Origin of the sequence: Pseudomonas sp. O39 (genome assembly GCF_045447295.1) — a bacterium.
Taxonomy (GTDB): Bacteria; Pseudomonadota; Gammaproteobacteria; order Pseudomonadales; family Pseudomonadaceae; genus Aquipseudomonas; species Aquipseudomonas antarctica_A.
Window position 1 is genome coordinate 160,709 of sequence record NZ_JBJGXV010000005.1, and the last position, 18,628, is coordinate 179,336.

The following is an 18,628-nucleotide window of genomic DNA, read 5'->3' on the forward strand; positions in this document are numbered from 1 at the left end:
ATGACCTATTCACTGCGTAAATTGGCCCTCGCCGCCGGCTGCATGCTGTTCGCCGGCCAACTGCTGGCCACCGACGAACCCAAACGCCCGGAGTGCATCGCCCCGGCCTCGCCCGGCGGTGGTTTTGACCTGACCTGCAAACTGGCGCAAAGCGCGCTGGTCAACGAGAAGTTGCTGAGCAAGCCGATGCGCGTCACCTACATGCCCGGCGGCGTGGGCGCGGTGGCCTATAACGCGGTGGTAGCACAGCGCCCGGCGGATGCGGGCACGCTGGTGGCCTGGTCCAGCGGTTCACTGTTGAACCTGGCCCAAGGCAAATTCGGTCGTTTCGATGAAAGCGCCGTGCGTTGGTTGGCGGCGGTGGGCACCAGTTACGGTGCCATTGCCGTCAAAAGCGATTCGCCCTACAAGACCCTCGACGATCTCGTAAAAGCCTTGAAGAAAGATCCAGGCAGCGTAGTGATCGGTTCCGGTGGCACCGTCGGCAGCCAGGACTGGATGCAAACTGCGCTGATCGCCAAGGCCGCCGGGATCAACCCGCGTGAGCTGCGCTATGTGGCCCTCGAAGGCGGCGGCGAAATCGCCACCGCCCTGCTCGGTGGCCATATCCAGGTGGGCAGTACCGACATTTCCGACTCCATGCCGCACATCCTCAGCGGCGACATGCGCCTGCTCGCCGTGTTCGCCGAAGAGCGCCTGGACGAGCCGGAAATGAAGAATATTCCTACCGCCAAAGAGCAAGGCTACGACATCGTCTGGCCGGTAGTTCGCGGCTTCTACCTCGGGCCAAAAGTCAGCGACGCCGACTACGCCTGGTGGAAAGACGCGTTCGACAAACTGCTGGCCTCCGAAGACTTCGCCAAGCTGCGTGACCAGCGCGAGCTGTTCCCGTTTGCCCTGACCGGCCCGGAGCTGGACAGCTACGTGAAGAAACAGGTGGCTGACTACAAAGTGCTGGCCAAAGAGTTCGGCCTGATCCAGTAAACGCCCCTCCGTGGGAGCGGGCTTGCCCGCGAAAGACTTCAACGATGACGCGTGCTACCTGGATACACGCGGCGTCCTTGCGTTCTTCGTGAGCAAGCGCGCGCCTACAAGAGTCTCCAAGGAGTTTCCTATGCTCTTACAACGCATTTTCGCCTCGGTGATGCTGCTGGCCTGCGCCGGTCTCGCGCTGATGGCCTGGCCGTATCAGGCGGCATTTTCCTACGAGCCGGTCGGGCCTCGTGCCTACCCACTGCTGATGCTCGGGCTGATGAGCCTGGGCCTGATCTACATGCTGTTCCGCCCACAACCGACCAAGCACACCGAGGAAGAACCCGCCCTGGACCGCGACACGCTGGTCAAGATCGGTATCTGCGTCACGTTGTTGATCGTGTTTGCCGCGACCTTCGAGTCCCTGGGTTTCATCCTCAGCAGCATGCTGATCGGCATCCCGATGGCACGCCTGTATGGCGGCCGCTGGTTCCCGAGCGTGGTGATCGTCACCTTGATGGCTATCGGCCTTTACCTGCTGTTCGATAAAGCCATGGATGTACCGCTGCCCCTCGGCCTGCTTGAAGTTCTGGAGAACTGATATGGATACGTTCAGCTATTTGGGCCAGGGCTTCGGCGTTGCACTGACCCCTTATAACCTGGTGACCGCCCTGTGCGGCACCTTGATCGGCACCGTGGTCGGCCTGCTGCCGGGCCTGGGCCCGATCAACGGCGTGGCCTTGTTGATCCCCATCGCGTTCGCCCTGGGCCTGCCGCCGGAATCGGCGTTGATCCTGCTGGCAGCGGTGTATCTGGGCTGCGAGTACGGCGGCCGTATCAGTTCGATCCTGTTGAACATCCCTGGCGAAGCCTCCACCGTGATGACCACCCTCGACGGCTACCCGATGGCCCGCAAAGGCCTGGCCGGTGTAGCGCTGTCGTTGTCGGCATGGAGTTCATTCATCGGCGCGTTCATCGCCACCTGCGGCATGGTGCTGTTTGCGCCTTTGTTGGCCAAATGGGCGATTGCCTTCGGCCCGGCGGAATATTTCGTACTGATGGTCTTCGCGATTGTCTGCCTCGGCGGCATGGCCGGTGACAAACCGCTGAAGACATTTGTTGCAGCGCTGATCGGCCTGTTCCTCTCGGCCGTCGGTATCGACGCCAACAGCGGCGTGTACCGCTTTACCGGCGATAACATCCACCTCACCGACGGCATTCAATTTGTGGTGTTGGTGCTGGGCCTGTTCTCCATCAGCGAGATTCTTTTGCTGCTGGAAAAAACCCACCGTGGCCAGGAAGCGGTGAAGGCCACCGGGCGGATGATGTTCAACCTGAAGGAAGCTTCCTCGGTGTTCGTGGTTAACATCCGATGCGGCCTGCTGGGCTTCATCATGGGCGTATTGCCAGGTGCCGGTGCAACACTGGCGTCAGCAGTTGCCTACATGACCGAGAAACGCCTGGCCGGTGCCAGCGGCAAATTCGGCCAGGGTGACATGCGCGGCCTCGCTGCGCCGGAAACCGCGATCGGCGCTTCCGCGTGCGGCGCGCTGGTGCCGATGCTGACCCTGGGCGTGCCAGGTTCGGGCACCACGGCGGTGATGATCGGCGCCCTGTCGCTGTACAACATCACCCCCGGCCCACTGCTGTTCCAACAACAGCCGGACATCGTCTGGGGCCTGATCGCGTCGTTGTTTGTCGCCAACATCATGCTGGTGATCCTCAACATCCCGATGATCCGCATCTTCACGCGCATCCTCGCCGTGCCGAACTGGGCGCTGGTGCCAGTGATCGCCATCATCACTGCAATCGGTGTGTACGCGGTTCACGCCACCACCTTCGACCTGTTCCTGATGGTCGGCATCGGCATCTTCGGCTACCTCCTGCGCAAGCTGGACTTCCCGCTGTCGCCGGTGCTGCTGGGCTTTATCCTCGGTGGCCTGATGGAGCAAAACCTGCGCCGTGCACTGTCGATCTCCAACGGTGCGCTGGACATCCTCTGGTCAAGCCCGATCACGTTCGGGGTGTGGGTGCTGACCGTGCTGATACTGGCCTTCCCGCTGGTGCGTATCTACCGTAAACGTGCCCTGCAGCGTCGTGCCCTGGCCGATGTCTGAGGTCACCTTTAAACAATGGTGGGCAACACCGCTGGTCGGCCTGGCCGGCGGTTACCTGGCCAGCCTCGTCGGCTGGCCTTTGCCGTATATGGTCGGCTCGTTGCTGGCGATCATTCTGGTGCGCTGCCTGACGCCGTGGCAGTTGGCGGAGATTCCCGGCGGGCGCAAATGCGGCCAATGGGTGGTGGGCATCGGCATCGGCCTGCACTTCACCCCGGTGGTGATCGAGCAGGTGATGAGCCACTTCGGCCTGATTTTCTTCGGCGCGCTGATCACCAGCGTGTCGAGCATCGTCGGCGTGTGGTTGATGCGCCGCAGCGGTTAAGACCGCGCCACTGCGTTTTTCTCCAGCATGCCGGGCGGCTCCGGGGAGATGGTCAACCTCGGCGCACGCAACGGCGCGGTGCTCAGCCGTGTCGCGGCCGGGCAGAGTTTGCGCGTGCTGGTGGTGGTGCTGTGTGTGCCGGCGATTTTCAAGTATTTGCTGGAAGGCGGTGCGCCGCAGTTTCATCCGGCGCCCGTGAGCTGGACGTGGCTGGCGCTACTGTTTCCGCTTGGCGCACTGGTGGCCTGGGGCTGGCAGCGTTTGCGCCAGCCCAACCCGTGGTTGTTCGGGCCGCTGCTGGTCAGCGCGACTGCCAGTGTTGTCTGGGACTTGCATATCGGCTTGCCCGACGGCGGCAGCCAGATCGGTCAATGGCTGATCGGCAGCGGTTTGGGCTGCCACTTCAACCGTCAGTTCTTTCGTCGGGCACCGTCGTTCATGGCCCGTACGCTGGTAGGTACGGCGTTGACCATGGCGCTGGCGACATTGGCGGCAGTGGGCTTGAGCGCCCTGACGCAGTTGGACTTGCGCTCACTGACGCTGGGCATGATGCCGGGCGGCATTGCCGAAATGAGCCTCACCGCCGAGACCTTGCAACTGTCGGTGCCTTTGGTAACGGCGATGCAGGTCATGCGCTTGTTGTTTGTGCTGTTTCTGGCGGAGCCGCTGTTCCGGCACTGGAACCGCCAGCCGGAAAAAGCTTAAAGCCTTCACTGAATTCCAAGGTGGGAGCTGGCTTGCCTGCGATGCAGGCACCTCGATGTTTCAGTCAGACCGAGGGGATGCCATCGCAGGCAAGCCAGCTCCCACATTGGACGGTGTTGAACCTTAGAGTGGCGGCAACCGCCACTCAATCGGCGTCTCACCATTCTGCTCAAGAAACTTGTTGGTCCGGCTGAAATGCCCGCACCCCAGAAACCCGCGATACGCCGAAAGCGGCGACGGATGCACCGACGTCAGCACCAGGTGTTTGGTCGCATCCACCAGCTTTTGTTTGCCCTGCGCGTGGGCGCCCCACAACAGGAACACCAGGTGCGGCTGATGCTCACTGACCACTTCGATAACTCGGTCGGTAAAGAACTGCCAGCCTTTACCCGCATGCGCGTTGGCAGTGGCGCGCTCCACGGTCATGGTGGTGTTGAGCATCAGCACGCCCTGATCGGCCCAGCTTTGCAGGCAACCGTGGTTGGGAATGTCGATGTTCAGGTCGCGCTTGAGCTCTTTGTAAATATTCACCAGGGACGGCGGCGTCGGCACACCCGGTTGCACAGAAAAACACAGACCATGGGCCTGGCCAGGGCCGTGGTACGGGTCTTGGCCGAGGATCACCACCTTGACCTTGTCCAGCGGCGTGGAGTTAAGCGCATTGAAAATCAGCGGGCCCGGCGGGTAAATTTCTTTGCCGGCGGCATGCTCCTGGCGCAGGAATTCGCGCAGTTCGGCCATGTAGGGCTTGTCGAACTCATCCCGCAGGGCGTGTTTCCAGCTGGGTTCGAGTTTGATACGGTCGCCTTCGGTCATGGTGTGTTCATCGTGTAAAAAAGAATGGGCGAACCCTAGGAAAGCCGACCCCGCTTGTCAATTGATCTGATACACAACCGGCACTTTCCGTTGAAGCGATCATACTGAACCTTCACTTTCTCGATTGAGGTCACGATGAACCTGCACTTCGAAGAGCTGACCGGCAGCGACGGTGCCCGCCTCGGCATCGCCAGCCTGGACGCTGAAAAGTCCCTCAATGCGCTCTCCTTGCCCATGATCCTGGCCTTGAGCGATCGCCTGGATGCCTGGGCCAAAGACCCGAATATCGTCTGCGTGCTGCTACGCGGCAATGGGCCAAAAGCCTTTTGCGCCGGCGGTGAAGTCCGCAGCCTGGCCGAGGCCTGCCGTGAACTCCCCGGCGAAGTGCCTGCCCTGGCCGCGCAGTTCTTCGCTGCCGAATACCGCCTCGACTATCGCCTGCATACCTACCCAAAACCACTGATTTGCTGGGGCCACGGCTATGTGTTGGGCGGTGGCATGGGCCTGCTGCAAAGCGCGTCGGTGCGTATCGTCACACCGAGCAGCCGCCTGGCCATGCCCGAGATCAGCATCGGCCTGTACCCGGATGTCGGGGCCAGTTGGTTCCTGTCGCGGCTGCCGGGCAAACTCGGTTTATTCCTTGGCCTCACCGGTGCGCACATCAATGGTCGTGATGCGCTGGACCTGGGCCTGGCTGACCGTTTCCTGCGCGATGACCAGCAAGAAGAATTGATCGAAGGCCTGCTGCAACTGAACTGGCAGGAACAAACCGCCATGCAGCTCAACAGCCTGCTCAAGGCGCTGGCCCAGGAAGCCGTCAGCCAGCAACCCGAGGCGCAATGGCTACCACGCCGTGCGCAAATCGATGAATGGCTCGATGTGGGTGATGTGCGGTGTGCCTGGCGAGCCTTGAGCCCGTTGCGCGAGCATGCCGACCCCCTCTTCAGCCGCGCCGGCAAGACACTCAGTGAAGGTTGCCCGCTGACTGCGCACCTGGTGTGGGAACAGATCCAGCGGGCTCGGCACCTGTCTTTGGCCCAAGTGTTCCAGATGGAATACACCCTGAGTCTCAATTGCTGCCGTTACCCGGAGTTCAGCGAAGGCGTGCGGGCGCGTTTGATCGACAAGGACCAGCAGCCCCATTGGCATTGGCCCGATATCAACACAGTCCCGGACGCCGTAGTCCAGGCGCACTTTACCAAGGCGTGGGAAGGCAGAAACCCACTGGCCGACTTATCAGACTACTGACAGGTGATCAGTGCAGCCGCCTGACCGTGAATGAACAATTGTCCGGCTGGCTGTCCTGGCAGATGTAGACGTCCTGATTCAACGGATCAGTGGTGAGTTGCCAATGCAAAGTGGCCGTGAGTGACATGGTGTCGAGCTTCCCCGGCGTGTCATACCGCAAAGCCATCATCTGGCCGTTGCCCATGCGGTATAGGCACTTGTCCAAGTGGCCGTATTCCCGCTCCTGCCCTTTGCCCGGCGTGAAGAGTGCGCCAATGAAACGATCGGCAAAATCATCCACGTCGACCTTGGGGCTTTGCCACAGCGACTGCCCGCTGGAGGCTTGGAAATAACCGTCCGCATATTTGACCGATGAGGGATACGGACAGCCCTGCTCCGCCTTGAGCGGTGTAATCCCGGCTGCCGTAAAAAAGACTGCACACACTAATTGTTTGATCATGAGGCGCTGGTTCCATTAGCCCACTGGTTCCTGGACACGCACAACGGCGCTCCCACAGTGAACTGCATCTGAAACACTGACGATAGCTGTTAAAACTGACAGTACCGATAAACCGCAGCGCAAAAAAAGCGGCGCTTGATGCGCCGCCTCACGTCCAGACCTGCTACCGGTGGCCGCCGCGCCCCCCTCCATGATCAGATCCACGACCTCGGCCACCATTGCCCCAGTGACCGCCTCCCCAGCCCTGGTTCGGGTACGGCCGGTAAGCAGGCCTTGGGTAATAACGCGGCGCTGGCTGGTAGTAACGTGGCGCCGGCTGGTAGTAACGTGGCGGCGCGTAGTAACTGCGTCCATACGAGTAGGTGGGGCCACCGTAGTAATAGGCCGGCGCCGGTGCGGTATAGACCTCCGAGCGATAGTAAGTGGCGCCGCCATCGTAATAAGGCACACACGCAGAAAGGGTCAGGCCGAATAAAGCGCTAAGCAGCAGTCGTCGATACATGGCGGCCTCCTGGACCGCGGGAGAGCACCTCCAGCGACGCTGGAGGGCGGCATTCATCTTTCACTGAATGACGAAACATCTGACATCAAAAACCGAATCTGGTGCGTTTCTGTAACAACTTGGTACATCTGCGCTGCAGCCAGGTGTCGTCCGGCTCGCCAACCCCCTGGGACTGACCTTTTCCAGCAAACGGGTTTCTGTCAGCACTGCGGCATCCACGCTGAATGGCCTGGCCAGCTAGTTACAGCGGTAATCGCCTCATTACTGTGCGCCGGCGCACCGACCTGACGCACAACCCTTCGCGCGCAAGCCCCACGGCGCCCATGCCGGGCTGAAAAGCCGGGCGCTTGCCTCACTTGGCACGACTCTCGCTTTACCTCCCTCGTGCAGGATTTATTACAGGTTCGCGGCACCACAATTTGCAATGGCTGACTAGGGTTCCGGCTCGCTGATCGCGAGTGGCTGGTCCGAGAGTTGGCGACCTCCAGTTGAGGTTACACGGCGGGATAAAAGCCCGGGAGACAAGCCACCGTTCACGGTGCCGCGTTGCTCCTGCTCGCCCTTGATCAACTGGAGAAGCCCCATGCCCTCAATCCGTTTACCCGCCCTGCTCGCCGCCGCCTTTGCCGCCTTGATGAGCGTTCAAACCCAAGCCGCCCCCAAAGACCACTTCAGTGTGTGCTGGACCATCTACGCCGGTTGGATGCCGTGGGAATACGCCGGCAGCCAAGGCATCCTCGACAAGTGGGCCAAGAAGTACGGCATCAAGATCGACATGGTGCAGCTCAATGACTATGTCGAATCCATCAACCAGTACACCGCCGGCCAGTTCGACGGCTGCACCATGACCAACATGGACGCCCTGACCATTCCTGCCGCCGGAGGCGTGGACAGCACCGCGCTGGTGGTCAGCGACTTCTCCAACGGCAACGATGGCGTGGTGATCAAGGGCACCGGCAAGACCGTGGCTGACCTCAAGGGCATGAACGTCAACCTGGTGGAACTCTCGGTGTCCCACTACCTGCTGGCCCGCGCCCTGGAGTCGGCCGATCTCACCGAAAAAGACTTGAAAGTAGTCAACACCTCCGACGCCGATATCGCCGCGGCCTTCAACACCGACCAGGTGCAAGCCGTCACCACCTGGAACCCGATGCTCTCTGAGATCAAGGCCAAACCGGGCGTCACCGAAGTGTTCGACTCCAGCAAAGTGCCCGGCGAAATCATGGACATGATGGTGGTCAACACCCAGACCCTCAAAGACAACCCCAAGCTGGGCAAAGCGTTGACCGGCGCCTGGTTCGAAGTGGTTGCGCTGATGAACGCCAAAAACGCTGCCAGCACCGACGCGCTGGAGCACATGGCCAAAGCCTCCGGCACCGACCTCAAGGGTTTCCAGTCGCAACTGGACACCACCAAGCTGTTCGCCACGCCCAAGGAAGCCCTGGCCTTCGCCACCAGCGCGCAGTTGCCCGCCACCATGCGCAAGGTCGCCGAGTTCTCGTTTGAACACGGCCTGCTCGGCGAAGGTGCCAAGGACACCAGCGCCGTGGGCATGAGCTTCGCCAACGGCGTGACCAGCGGCGACAAAACCAACCTCAAGCTGCAGTTCGACCCCCGCTACGTGCAGATGGCCGCCGACGGCACGCTGTAAGAGGACCCGGCCATGCGCCTGATCAACCGTCACCCGGAACGCTCCAGCCGCCTGTTGTTGGTGATGCTGCCGTTCGCCCTGCTGCTGTTCGCCTACTTTTTGGGCTCGGCCGAGCGCCTGGCGGACAACCCCAACGACAAGCTGCTGCCCAGCGCCGTACAAATGGGCGACGCCATAAAGCGCCTGGCGTTCAGCGCCGACACCCGCACCGGTGAATACGTGCTGTGGCAAGACAGCGCGTCGAGCCTGCGCCGCCTGGCCATCGGCCTGGGTATCAGTGCCCTCGCCGGCCTGTGCCTGGGCATCGCCGCCGGAACGCTGCCGCTGTTTGGCGCGCCGTTGTCGCCGTTGCTCACGGTGCTGTCGATGGTGCCGCCGCTGGCGATCCTGCCGATTCTGTTCATCGTGTTCGGGTTGGGGGAATTGTCCAAGGTGATGCTGATCGTCATCGGCATCACACCGGCCCTGGCGCGCGATCTGGAACAGCGCGCCCGGGAAATTCCCGTCGAGTTGCTGGTCAAGGCGCAGACCCTCGGCGCCTCCACCTGGACTTTGATGCTGCGCGTGGTGCTCCCGCAATTGCTACCGCGCCTGCTGATCTCACTGCGGTTGATGCTCGGCTCGGCGTGGTTGTTCCTGATCGCTGCCGAAGCCATCGCTTCCACCGACGGTTTGGGCTACCGGATTTTCCTGGTGCGCCGCTACCTGGCGATGGACGTGATTTTGCCTTACGTAGTGTGGATCACCCTGCTCGCCTGGCTGATGGACTGGGGCCTCAAAACCCTGACCCGGCGTGCGTTCCCCTGGTACGAAGGAGCGCGGGCATGAGCTTTATCAGCGTCAACAATGTGTGGCAGCGCTATGGCGACCAGGTCGTACTTGAAGGGCTCAACCTGCAGGTCGATGAGGGTGAGTTCTGCACGCTGGTCGGCACCTCGGGCTGCGGTAAATCCACCTTCCTGCGCCTGCTGCTGGGCCAGGAAACTGCGAGCAAGGGCCAGATTCTGCTGGATGGCCAGGCGCTCGCCGCCGAGCCGGATGCGAGCCGTGGCGTGGTGTTCCAGCGCTACTCTGTGTTCCCGCATTTGACCGTGCTGGATAACGTCGCCCTCGGCCTTGAGCTGCCCCGCTCGCCGTTGCTGGGGCGGCTGTTCGGCAGCGCCAAAGACCACGCACGGGAACAGGCTGCGGCACTGCTGCTCAAGGTCGGCCTGGGCCACGCGCTGGACAAATACCCGGCGCAGCTCTCCGGCGGCATGCAACAACGCCTGGCCATCGCCCAGGCCCTGATCATGAAACCTCGTGTATTGCTGCTGGACGAACCCTTCGGCGCCCTCGACCCGGGCATTCGTAAAGACATGCACCAGTTGCTGCTGGCGCTGTGGCGCGAAACCCGGCTGACGGTGTTCATGGTCACCCACGACCTGAGTGAAGGCTTCAGCCTCGGCACGCGCTTGCTGGTGTTCGACAAGGTTCGCCTCGACCCCCACGCCCCCGGCGCCTATGGCGCCCGCATCACCTACGACATCCCTTTGAACAGCGAGCGCCGCAAAGCGCTCGCCGCCGAACTTGGAGCCACTTCCAAATGACCGATTCCACTCAACTGTTCCCCCCGTTCGCGGAAGAGATGCTGCCCGGCGGCGGCCACCGCTCCTTCGTGCTCAAGCGCGGCCAACTGCTGCGCCTCACCGACATTCGTGGCGGTGCCAACGTCAGCCTGACCCTGCTCAACGCCAACGAAAAAACTGAGCGCCTGAACCTGCCCGACAGCCTCAAGTGCCAACACACCGCCAAGCTCACCAGCGGCCACTGCCTGTACTCGGACATGGGCCGCGTGCTGGCCGCCATTATCGCCGACACCTGCGGCTGGAGTGACAGCATCGGCGGTGTGTTGTGTGCGTCCGAAGTGGCCGAGAAATACGGCCAGGGCCGCTATCAGGAGCTGCGCAACGGCTTCTTTCGCAACGGCACCGATAACCTGCTGGTGGAATTGGGCAAGTGGGGGCTGGGGCTGTCCGACCTGCTGATGACCCTCAACCTGTTCAGCCGCGTCAGCGTAGAGAGCGACGGTGGCTTGCACTTCGTGCCGGGCAATTCCAAGGCTGGCGACTACATCGAGCTCTACGCGCCGATGGACACGCTGGTGGTGCTGACCGCCTTGCAACACCCGATGGACCCCAACCCGAACTACGCCCCACAGCCGCTGAAACTCAGCTGGATGAACGCCGACCCCAGTGTCGCCGAACACTGCCGCACCTCGCGCCCGGAAAACGAGCGCGGCTTTATCAACACCGACCGCCTGTTCGCCTGAGGAGCTGCCATGTCTATCGCACTGAAACACCCGGACGCGGCCGTGTACCGCGCCACTATTCCCGCCGGCGAGCCCTGGCTGATGGAGGTCAAGGCCGGCCAGACCTTGCGCATCCTCGACCTTGAAGGCAACCAGGCTGTCGACACGTTGTTCTACAGCCTTAAAAACCCGCGCGAGCGCTACGACGTGCAGCGCACGTTACGTCGGCAAAACAGCGTGTACCTGGGCACCGGCAGCGTGCTGTATTCCAACCTTGGCCAGCCGATGCTGACCCTCGTCGACGACACCTGCGGGCGCCACGACACCCTCGGTGGCGCCTGTGCCCAAGAGAGCAATACCGTGCGCTATGCCCTGGAAAAACGCTACATGCACAGCTGCCGCGATAACTACCTGCGCGCCTGCGCCCACGACGGTCGGCTGGGTAAAAGCGACATCGGGCCGAACATCAATTTCTTCATGAATGTGCCGGTCACGGCCGACGGCGGGTTGACCTTTGAAGACGGTATTTCCGCCCCCGGCAAGTACGTCGACCTGCGCGCGGAAATGGATGTGATCGTGCTTATTTCCAACTGCCCGCAACTGAACAATCCGTGCAACGCCTACAACCCGACCCCTGCGGAGTTACTGGTATGGAACTGAAACTCAAGCGCCTGCGTAAATGGTTGTTCACGCTGTGCCAATCCCGCGCCGGGCAGTGCCTGCAAAAACGCTGAAGGTTCCCTGTGGGAGCTGGCTTGCCTGCGATGGCGGTGAATCATCCAATAAATAAGGGGACAGACACACCGCCATCGCGGGCAAGCCCGCTCCCACAGTTGACCGCTTTCACCACCCGAGATTTGCGCCATGGACGACCCTGGCGCGTACCCCAATTGGCGGGACGGCCCGCAGGGTTTTGCCATGTTCGAAAAACTCTTGATCGCCAACCGTGGCGCCATCGCCTGCCGCATCCTGCGCACCTTGCGTGAGCTGCACGTCAAAGGCGTCGCCGTGTACGCCGAAGCCGATGCGGCCAGCCTGCATATCCAGCAGGCCGACGAAGCCTATAGCCTCGGTGAAGGCGCGGCGGCCAGTACCTACCTGGCGGTGGAAAAAATCCTCGCCACCGCCAAGGCCTGTGGGGCCAGGGCGATTCATCCCGGCTACGGCTTCCTCTCGGAAAACGCCGCCTTCGCCGAAGCCTGCGAAAACGCGGGTATCGCGTTTGTCGGGCCGACGTCTGAACAACTGCGCGTATTCGGTCTCAAGCACACCGCGCGGGCCTTGGCCAAGCAACACCAGATCCCGTTGCTGGAAGGCACCGAGCTGCTGGACAGCCTTGATGCAGCACTGTCAGCGGCCGACACGGTGGGCTATCCAGTCATGCTCAAAAGCACCGCCGGCGGTGGTGGCATTGGCATGCGCGTATGCCGCAGCGCAGCCGAGTTGAGCGACGCCTTCGAGGCAGTCAAACGCCTGGGGCAGAACAATTTCAGCGACGCCGGTGTGTTCATCGAGAAGTACATCGAGCACGCTCGCCATCTGGAAGTGCAGGTGTTCGGCGACGGCACTGGAGAGGTGATCGCCCTCGGCGTGCGCGACTGCTCCGTGCAACGGCGCAACCAGAAAGTCCTCGAAGAAACCCCCGCACCGAACCTGCCCGAAGGCATGGCTGAGGCCTTGTGCTCGGCCGCTATCACCCTGGCCAAAGCCGTGAACTACCGCAGCGCTGGCACCGTGGAATTTATCTTTGACAGCGCCGATGGCCACTTCTATTTCCTAGAAGTGAACACGCGCCTGCAGGTGGAACACGGCGTCACCGAGCAAGTGTGGGGCGTAGACCTGGTGCGCTGGATGGTGCAACTGGCGGCGGGTGAATTACCGCCATTGAGTGGGCTTGCGCTGCACCCCCGTGGCCATGCCATTCAAGCGCGACTGTATGCGGAAGACCCGGGCAAGGATTTCCAGCCGAGCCCTGGCCTGTTGACCCGCGTGGACTTCCCGGCTACCGAGGGGTTGCGGATCGATACCTGGGTAGAAGCCGGTTGCGAGATTCCAGCGTACTTCGATCCGATGATCGCCAAGCTCATTACATGGGCGCCGACCCGCGAACAGGCGCGCCTGGATTTGCATCAGGCCTTGAGCGACAGCCAGCTCTACGGCGTGGAAACCAACCGCGACTACCTGCGCCAGATTTTGCTGGCCACGCCCTTCGCCAGCGGTCGGCCATGGACGCGCTGCCTGGAAGGCCTGGTCTACAGCGCCGACACCTTTGAGGTGCTCAGCGCCGGCACGCAAACCAGTGTGCAGGACTACCCGGGGCGCCTCGGGTACTGGGCCGTCGGCGTGCCGCCGTCCGGGCCGATGGACAGCCGTGCGCTGCGCTTGGGTAATCGCCTGTTGGGCAATAGCGACGGCGCCGCCGCGTTGGAAATCACCATGAGCGGGCCGACGGTGCGCTTCAATTGTGCTGCCGTTGTGGCAGTGACGGGCGCCGATATTCCACTGTTGCTGAACGAGCAAGCGGTGCCGATGAATACCGCGCTGTTGATTGAGCCCGGTGCGGTCTTAAGCCTTGGCAGCCTCGCAGGACCAGGCGCGCGCAGTTACCTGTGCGTGCGTGGCGGGCTGCAAGTGCCGGACTACCTGGGCAGCAAAAGCACCTTCACCCTTGGCCAGTTCGGCGGGCATGGCGGGCGGGCTTTGCGCGCGGGTGATGTGCTGCACGTGTTGCCATTGCAGGACACAAGCGCGGGGCAACGCCTGGTCGCCGAACCCTTGGCGCAAACACGCACGCTGCGAGTGATTTATGGCCCGCACGGTGCGCCGGAATACTTCAAGCCCGAGTACATCGACACCTTCTTCGCCACCCAATGGGAAGTGCATTTCAACTCCAGCCGCACCGGCGTGCGGCTGATCGGGCCGAAGCCTGTTTGGGCGCGCACGGACGGCGGCGAAGCGGGGCTGCACCCGTCGAACATCCATGACAATCCCTACGCGATAGGGGCAGTGGATTTTACTGGCGACATGCCGGTGATCCTCGGGCCGGATGGGCCAAGCCTGGGCGGGTTTGTGTGCCCGGTGACGGTGATCGAGGCGGACCTCTGGCAGCTGGGGCAGCTCAAGGCTGGTGACAAGCTGCGCTTCGAGCCGGTGAACATTCAGACCGCCCGTGATCTCGCCTTGAAATGGGATCAATGTGGGAGCGGGCTTGCCTGCGATAGCAGCCACTCGGTACTTCAAGCAGACCCCAGTGATGCCATCGCGGGCAAGCCCGGCGCCCACACTGGCCACCCTCCACTTAACCTCGAGTCGCCTGTGGTGCTGGACATCGGCCAAGCCGACACCCGCCTCGTCGCGCGCCTCGCCGGCGACACCCACCTGCTGCTGGAAATTGGCGCCGCCGAACTCGACCTGGTACTGCGCTTTCGCGCCCACGCCCTGATGCAGGCGCTTGCAGCCCGCTCCCTGCACGGCGTGATCGACCTGACGCCGGGCATCCGCTCCCTGCAAATCCACTACCAGCCCGAACAACTGCCACTGGCCGACCTGCTGCCGCTGATCACCACGCACTGGGCCGCCGTGTGCGCCACGCCGAACCTGCAAGTGCCCTCGCGCATCGTGCATTTGCCACTGTCGTGGGACGACCCGGCGTGCCAGCTGGCGATCGAAAAATACATGACCACCGTGCGCAAGGACGCGCCGTGGTGCCCGAGCAACCTGGAGTTCATCCGGCGCATCAACGACCTGGCCAACCTCGATGAAGTACGCCACACCGTGTTCGACGCCAGCTACCTGGTGATGGGGCTGGGCGACGTCTACCTCGGCGCGCCGGTGGCGACCCCGCTGGACCCGCGCCACCGCCTGGTGACCACCAAATACAACCCGGCCCGCACCTGGACCGCCGAAAACTCGGTGGGCATCGGCGGCGCTTACCTGTGCGTGTATGGCATGGAGGGCCCGGGCGGCTATCAGTTTGTCGGGCGCACGTTGCAGATGTGGAACCGCTACCGGGAAGTTGCAGCGTTTGACGGCAAGCCGTGGTTGTTGCGGTTCTTTGACCAGATACGGTTCTACCCGGTGAGCAGCGATGAGTTAGTGCAAATTCGTCGCGATTTCCCTCTGGGGCGCTTTGAGCTGGGCATCGAGCACAGCCAGTTGAACCTGGCGGATTACCAGGATTTTCTCGCGCGGGAGGCCTCAAGTATCGACGCATTTCGCGCGCACCAGCAGCACGCTTTTAATGCCGAGCGCGAACGCTGGATCGCCAGCGGCCAGGCGCATTACGACAGTGAAGAACTGGCCGCGCCAATCGGCGCAGACGCGCCTCTACAGGCCAACGAAGTCAGCGTCGACAGCCCTCTCGCCGGCAACCTCTGGCAAGTCCAGGTGGCGACGGGTGATCAAGTGTCGGCCGGCGATGTGCTGGTGGTTCTTGAGTCCATGAAGATGGAAATCCCGGTAGTGGCACCCTTCGCCGGTACCGTGCGCGAGATTCCGGTGCAACCCGGCAGCGGCATCAGCGCCGGGCAACGGGTGGTGGTGCTGGAACGTGACTGACTTTTCTTTTTCGACAGGCGGACAAGCCATGAATCTGCAACTGGACAACCTGCGCAGTGCCTACCTCAGCGGCGACACCACACCCCGCGATCTGGTGCTGCAATTGCGCGAAAAAGCTGCGCAGTTGAACCCCGACTATCACCTGTTTATCCACCTGCTCAGCGTGGCGGAACTGGAGCCGTACCTGGCGGCACTGGACGCTCGCGAACCGTCCGAATTGCCGCTGTTCGGCGTGCCGTTTGCGATCAAGGACAACATCGACCTGGCGGGCATTCCCACCACAGCGGCGTGCCCGGCCTTTGCCTATGTGCCGACGCGCAGCGCGACGATTGTCGAGCAACTGATCGCCCTGGGCGCGGTGCCGCTGGGCAAGACCAACCTGGATCAATTCGCCACCGGGCTCAATGGCAGCCGCTCGCCCTATGGCGCCTGCCCCAACAGTGTGTTGCCGGAGTATCCATCGGGCGGCTCCAGCGCGGGGTCGTCGCTGGCCGTCGCCCTGGGCGTGGCGAGTTTTGCCCTGGGCACCGACACCGCCGGTTCCGGGCGGGTGCCTGCGGCGCTGAATAACCTGGTGGGGCTCAAGGCGAGTAAAGGGCTGATTTCCACGGCGGGCGTGGTACCGGCGTGCCGTACGCTGGATTGCGTCACCACCTTTACCCGCACCGCGCGCGAAGCCAGCCAGTTGCTGGCGTTGACCGCCAGGCTGGACCCGCTGGACGCTTACAGCCGCCAGAACCCGGCCTGGAATGATGCCTCGGCGTTCGGAACGCCGAAGCCGTTTCGCTTTGGCGTACCCCGCGAGCAGGACCTGGAATTCTTCGGCTGCGAGCAAGGCCCACAGCTGTTCCAGCAGGCCATTGCGCGCTTGATTGCCCTCGGCGGCGAGCCCGTCACGCTGGACCTGTCGCCCTTCCTCGAAGCCGCACGCCTGCTCTACGAAGGGCCGTGGGTGGCCGAGCGCTACAGCGTCGCGGGTGAATTGATGGCGCGTGATCCAGAAGCGGTGTTGCCGGTGATTCGTGCCGTGTTGGCCAAGGCGCCAGCGGTGAGCGGCGTCGACACCTTCCGCGCTCAGTACCGTCTGCAAAGCTTGAAAGCGCAATGTGACCTCTTGCTGAAAGCACTCGATTGCGTGCTGACGCCGACCATCGGTCGCCCGGTCACGCTGGAAGAACTGCGTGCCGAACCAGTGCTGCGCAATGCCGAACTGGGCTACTACACCAACTTCATGAACTTGCTCGACTACGCGGCCGTCGCCGTACCCAGCGGCTTGATGGAAAACGGTTTGCCCTGGGGCGTGACGCTGTTTGGTCGGGCGTTTACCGATCAATACCTGCTGGGTGTAGCGGATGCGTTGCAACGCCAGCAGGATGCGTCACTGGGCGCACCGTCAAACAGCGCCAGCCACGACGTCACGCGGCTGGTGGTGTGCGGCGCGCACCTGCAAGGGCTGGCGCTTAACCCGCAATTATTACGCCGGGGCGCCCGCTTGCTGGAGCGCACCCACAGCTCAGCGGACTATCAATTGTTCGCCCTGGCCGGCGGGCCACCTTATCGCCCCGGCATGCTGCGGGTGAGCGAGGGCGGCGTGGCCATCGAGGTGGAAGTGTGGGAGCTGCCGAGCGGCGAACTCGGGTCTTTCCTGACCGGCATCCCTGCGCCCTTGGGCATCGGCAAGGTGCAACTGGCGGACGGGCGCTGGGAAAGTGGGTTCATCTGCGAGCCCTACGGTTTGACGGGTGCCCTGGATATCAGCCACTTCGGCGGCTGGCGTGGCTACCTGCACAGCTTGCAATAGCGCGGCGGCGCTGTATCGTGCGGGGAACTGCATAGCCCTGCCCGATACAGCCTGAACCGACCGATGACCACGCCAAACCTCTGCCCCGCCTGTGGTGCCCGCAACGACTGCGCCCTGGCCGACCCGCGCACCGCCGACCAGGCCTGCTGGTGCTACAGCGTCGCCATTGACCCGGCGGTACTCGAAGCCCTGCCCGATGAACTGCGCAACACCGCTTGCCTGTGCCCGCGTTGCGCGCAGGTGGAGGCGCAACTGCGTGAGGCGGGTTCAGCGTAATGCGCGTTGATCGTTTCCTCAGCAATTTGCCGCGTTTCAATCGCCAGCAAGTGCGCTTGCTGCTGGTTGAGCGACGGGTGACGGTCGATGGTGTGGCCGTCAGCGATCGGCACCATGACGTGCGCGAATTCAGCCGCGTGTGCGTTGACGATGAGGTTGTGCAGGCCGGCAAACCGGCACGTTATTTCATGCTGCACAAACCTCAAGGCTGCGTCAGCGCCACCTCGGACCCGCAACACGCCACGGTCCTCGACTTGCTGGATGAACCCGACAAGGGCGAACTGCATATTGCCGGCCGCCTGGATTTCAACACCACCGGGCTGATGCTGATCACCAACGACGGCCAGTGGTCACGGCGCCTGACCCAGCCGCAGACCAAATTGCCCAAGGTTTACCTCGTACAAACCGAGCAGGCCATCGGCCCGGAGTACGCGGTGACATTTGCTGCGGGTCTGTATTTCGCGTTTGAAGACCTCACCACCCAACCCGCCGAGCTGGAACTGCTAGGGCCAAGGACAGCGCGGCTGAGCATCATCGAAGGCCGCTATCATCAGGTGAAGCGTATGTTCGGGCATTTTGATAACAAGGTGATCGGCTTGCACCGTGAGCGAATGGGGCCTTTGGAGCTGGATGCATCCCTTGCAGCGGGTGAATATCGGGCGCTGAGTGACGACGAAATCGCCCAAGTCTGACGACCGTTCGGCCGGTGATGGCAAAAAACCAGCCTATTGCCTTGCGAGGTGGCGGCTGTGCTGCTTGAATCAAGACGTCAGCCAAATTATGACTGGCGAGTCGCCTATAACCTCCAAGAAACACCTTGCCCCGCCCGCGCTTGATCTACGGGCTTCCCAGGCAAACAGCCCGCCATAACAACACCTCTCGGCCAGCCGCCATCGGACCGACATGGGCCCTCCTCTTCCAGGCGTATG

The 18,628-nt window shown here is 62.5% G+C and carries 16 protein-coding genes, 1 pseudogene and 1 riboswitch; of the genes and pseudogenes, 14 read left to right on the forward strand and 3 right to left on the reverse strand.

Going from position 1 to position 18,628, the window contains the following annotated elements:
* From ACI77D_RS09775 to ACI77D_RS09790, 4 genes and pseudogenes are all read left to right on the forward strand, one after another.
* Window positions 1-984, forward strand: a complete 984-nt coding sequence (locus tag ACI77D_RS09775; protein ID WP_407016486.1) for a Bug family tripartite tricarboxylate transporter substrate binding protein — start codon at window positions 1-3, stop codon at window positions 982-984.
* A gap of 130 nt (window positions 985-1,114) precedes the next feature.
* A complete protein-coding gene (locus tag ACI77D_RS09780) occupies window positions 1,115-1,573 on the forward strand; it encodes a tripartite tricarboxylate transporter TctB family protein (protein ID WP_407016487.1) in 459 nt (152 codons plus the stop codon).
* A 1-nt stretch (window position 1,574) separates the two neighbouring features.
* Complete coding sequence (locus tag ACI77D_RS09785; protein ID WP_407016488.1) at window positions 1,575-3,089, forward strand: tripartite tricarboxylate transporter permease; 1,515 nt, start codon at window positions 1,575-1,577, stop codon at window positions 3,087-3,089.
* A pseudogene (locus tag ACI77D_RS09790) lies at window positions 3,082-4,119 on the forward strand (AbrB family transcriptional regulator). The gene ACI77D_RS09785 and the pseudogene ACI77D_RS09790 overlap by 8 nt, the downstream one beginning before the upstream one ends.
* A gap of 123 nt (window positions 4,120-4,242) precedes the next feature.
* Here ACI77D_RS09790 and ung read toward each other — a convergent pair.
* Window positions 4,243-4,935, reverse strand: a complete 693-nt coding sequence (gene ung / locus ACI77D_RS09795) for a uracil-DNA glycosylase (protein ID WP_407016489.1) — start codon at window positions 4,933-4,935, stop codon at window positions 4,243-4,245.
* A 135-nt stretch (window positions 4,936-5,070) separates the two neighbouring features.
* On the opposite strand from ung, the gene ACI77D_RS09800 reads away from it, so the two are divergent.
* Window positions 5,071-6,183: an enoyl-CoA hydratase/isomerase family protein gene (locus ACI77D_RS09800; protein ID WP_407016490.1), complete on the forward strand. Its 1,113-nt coding sequence runs from the start codon at window positions 5,071-5,073 to the stop codon at window positions 6,181-6,183.
* Between the two features lie 7 nt (window positions 6,184-6,190).
* Here the strand turns inward: ACI77D_RS09800 and ACI77D_RS09805 are convergent, their stop codons facing one another.
* Together ACI77D_RS09805 and ACI77D_RS09810 are read right to left on the reverse strand one after the other, a co-directional pair.
* Window positions 6,191-6,622 carry a DUF3757 domain-containing protein gene (locus ACI77D_RS09805; protein WP_407016491.1) on the reverse strand — a complete coding sequence of 144 codons (432 nt, stop codon included), beginning with the start codon at window positions 6,620-6,622 and terminating at the stop codon, window positions 6,191-6,193.
* A 163-nt stretch (window positions 6,623-6,785) separates the two neighbouring features.
* Complete coding sequence (locus tag ACI77D_RS09810) at window positions 6,786-7,124, reverse strand: hypothetical protein (protein WP_262667279.1); 339 nt, start codon at window positions 7,122-7,124, stop codon at window positions 6,786-6,788.
* A gap of 421 nt (window positions 7,125-7,545) precedes the next feature.
* Window positions 7,546-7,647, forward strand: a riboswitch (guanidine-I (ykkC/yxkD leader).
* A gap of 60 nt (window positions 7,648-7,707) precedes the next feature.
* On the opposite strand from ACI77D_RS09810, the gene ACI77D_RS09815 reads away from it, so the two are divergent.
* The 9 genes from ACI77D_RS09815 to ACI77D_RS09855 all read left to right on the forward strand — a co-directional run bounded on the left by ACI77D_RS09815 (window position 7,708) and on the right by ACI77D_RS09855 (window position 18,391).
* Complete coding sequence (locus ACI77D_RS09815; protein ID WP_262667278.1) at window positions 7,708-8,775, forward strand: putative urea ABC transporter substrate-binding protein; 1,068 nt, start codon at window positions 7,708-7,710, stop codon at window positions 8,773-8,775.
* Between the two features lie 12 nt (window positions 8,776-8,787).
* On the forward strand, window positions 8,788-9,603 hold the full coding sequence (locus ACI77D_RS09820) for an ABC transporter permease (RefSeq protein ID WP_064451296.1): 816 nt from the start codon (window positions 8,788-8,790) through the stop codon (window positions 9,601-9,603).
* Window positions 9,600-10,364 carry an ABC transporter ATP-binding protein gene (locus ACI77D_RS09825; protein WP_221294186.1) on the forward strand — a complete coding sequence of 255 codons (765 nt, stop codon included), beginning with the start codon at window positions 9,600-9,602 and terminating at the stop codon, window positions 10,362-10,364. The genes ACI77D_RS09820 and ACI77D_RS09825 overlap by 4 nt, the downstream gene beginning before the upstream one ends.
* A complete protein-coding gene (locus ACI77D_RS09830) occupies window positions 10,361-11,086 on the forward strand; it encodes an urea amidolyase associated protein UAAP1 (RefSeq protein WP_407016492.1) in 726 nt (241 codons plus the stop codon). The genes ACI77D_RS09825 and ACI77D_RS09830 overlap by 4 nt, the downstream gene beginning before the upstream one ends.
* A 9-nt stretch (window positions 11,087-11,095) precedes the next feature.
* On the forward strand, window positions 11,096-11,725 hold the full coding sequence (locus tag ACI77D_RS09835) for an urea amidolyase associated protein UAAP2 (RefSeq protein WP_064451293.1): 630 nt from the start codon (window positions 11,096-11,098) through the stop codon (window positions 11,723-11,725).
* Window positions 11,726-11,983: 258 nt separating this feature from the next.
* Complete coding sequence (gene uca, locus ACI77D_RS09840) at window positions 11,984-15,622, forward strand: urea carboxylase (protein WP_407016553.1); 3,639 nt, start codon at window positions 11,984-11,986, stop codon at window positions 15,620-15,622.
* Between the two features lie 28 nt (window positions 15,623-15,650).
* Window positions 15,651-17,423, forward strand: a complete 1,773-nt coding sequence (atzF, locus tag ACI77D_RS09845; RefSeq protein WP_407016493.1) for an allophanate hydrolase — start codon at window positions 15,651-15,653, stop codon at window positions 17,421-17,423.
* A gap of 63 nt (window positions 17,424-17,486) precedes the next feature.
* Window positions 17,487-17,699, forward strand: coding sequence for a cysteine-rich CWC family protein (locus ACI77D_RS09850; RefSeq protein ID WP_064451291.1), 213 nt, complete (start codon window positions 17,487-17,489; stop codon window positions 17,697-17,699).
* Entirely contained in the window at window positions 17,699-18,391 is a 693-nt protein-coding gene (locus ACI77D_RS09855; RefSeq protein WP_407016494.1) for a 16S rRNA pseudouridine(516) synthase, read from the forward strand. The genes ACI77D_RS09850 and ACI77D_RS09855 overlap by 1 nt, the downstream gene beginning before the upstream one ends.
* Window positions 18,392-18,628: the final 237 nt, after the last annotated feature.

What these genes read in the sequence shown, in the direction of transcription:
- ACI77D_RS09775 (WP_407016486.1), top strand. Translation starts at nt 1, where the DNA reads ATGACCTATTCACTGCGTAAATTGGCCCTCGCCGCCGGCTGCATGCTG.
- ACI77D_RS09780 (WP_407016487.1), top strand. Translation starts at nt 1,115, where the DNA reads ATGCTCTTACAACGCATTTTCGCCTCGGTGATGCTGCTGGCCTGCGCC.
- ACI77D_RS09785 (WP_407016488.1), top strand. Translation starts at nt 1,575, where the DNA reads ATGGATACGTTCAGCTATTTGGGCCAGGGCTTCGGCGTTGCACTGACC.
- ung (WP_407016489.1), bottom strand. Translation starts at nt 4,935, where the DNA reads ATGACCGAAGGCGACCGTATCAAACTCGAACCCAGCTGGAAACACGCC.
- ACI77D_RS09800 (WP_407016490.1), top strand. Translation starts at nt 5,071, where the DNA reads ATGAACCTGCACTTCGAAGAGCTGACCGGCAGCGACGGTGCCCGCCTC.
- ACI77D_RS09805 (WP_407016491.1), bottom strand. Translation starts at nt 6,622, where the DNA reads ATGATCAAACAATTAGTGTGTGCAGTCTTTTTTACGGCAGCCGGGATT.
- ACI77D_RS09810 (WP_262667279.1), bottom strand. Translation starts at nt 7,124, where the DNA reads ATGTATCGACGACTGCTGCTTAGCGCTTTATTCGGCCTGACCCTTTCT.
- ACI77D_RS09815 (WP_262667278.1), top strand. Translation starts at nt 7,708, where the DNA reads ATGCCCTCAATCCGTTTACCCGCCCTGCTCGCCGCCGCCTTTGCCGCC.
- ACI77D_RS09820 (WP_064451296.1), top strand. Translation starts at nt 8,788, where the DNA reads ATGCGCCTGATCAACCGTCACCCGGAACGCTCCAGCCGCCTGTTGTTG.
- ACI77D_RS09825 (WP_221294186.1), top strand. Translation starts at nt 9,600, where the DNA reads ATGAGCTTTATCAGCGTCAACAATGTGTGGCAGCGCTATGGCGACCAG.
- ACI77D_RS09830 (WP_407016492.1), top strand. Translation starts at nt 10,361, where the DNA reads ATGACCGATTCCACTCAACTGTTCCCCCCGTTCGCGGAAGAGATGCTG.
- ACI77D_RS09835 (WP_064451293.1), top strand. Translation starts at nt 11,096, where the DNA reads ATGTCTATCGCACTGAAACACCCGGACGCGGCCGTGTACCGCGCCACT.
- uca (WP_407016553.1), top strand. Translation starts at nt 11,984, where the DNA reads ATGTTCGAAAAACTCTTGATCGCCAACCGTGGCGCCATCGCCTGCCGC.
- atzF (WP_407016493.1), top strand. Translation starts at nt 15,651, where the DNA reads ATGAATCTGCAACTGGACAACCTGCGCAGTGCCTACCTCAGCGGCGAC.
- ACI77D_RS09850 (WP_064451291.1), top strand. Translation starts at nt 17,487, where the DNA reads ATGACCACGCCAAACCTCTGCCCCGCCTGTGGTGCCCGCAACGACTGC.
- ACI77D_RS09855 (WP_407016494.1), top strand. Translation starts at nt 17,699, where the DNA reads ATGCGCGTTGATCGTTTCCTCAGCAATTTGCCGCGTTTCAATCGCCAG.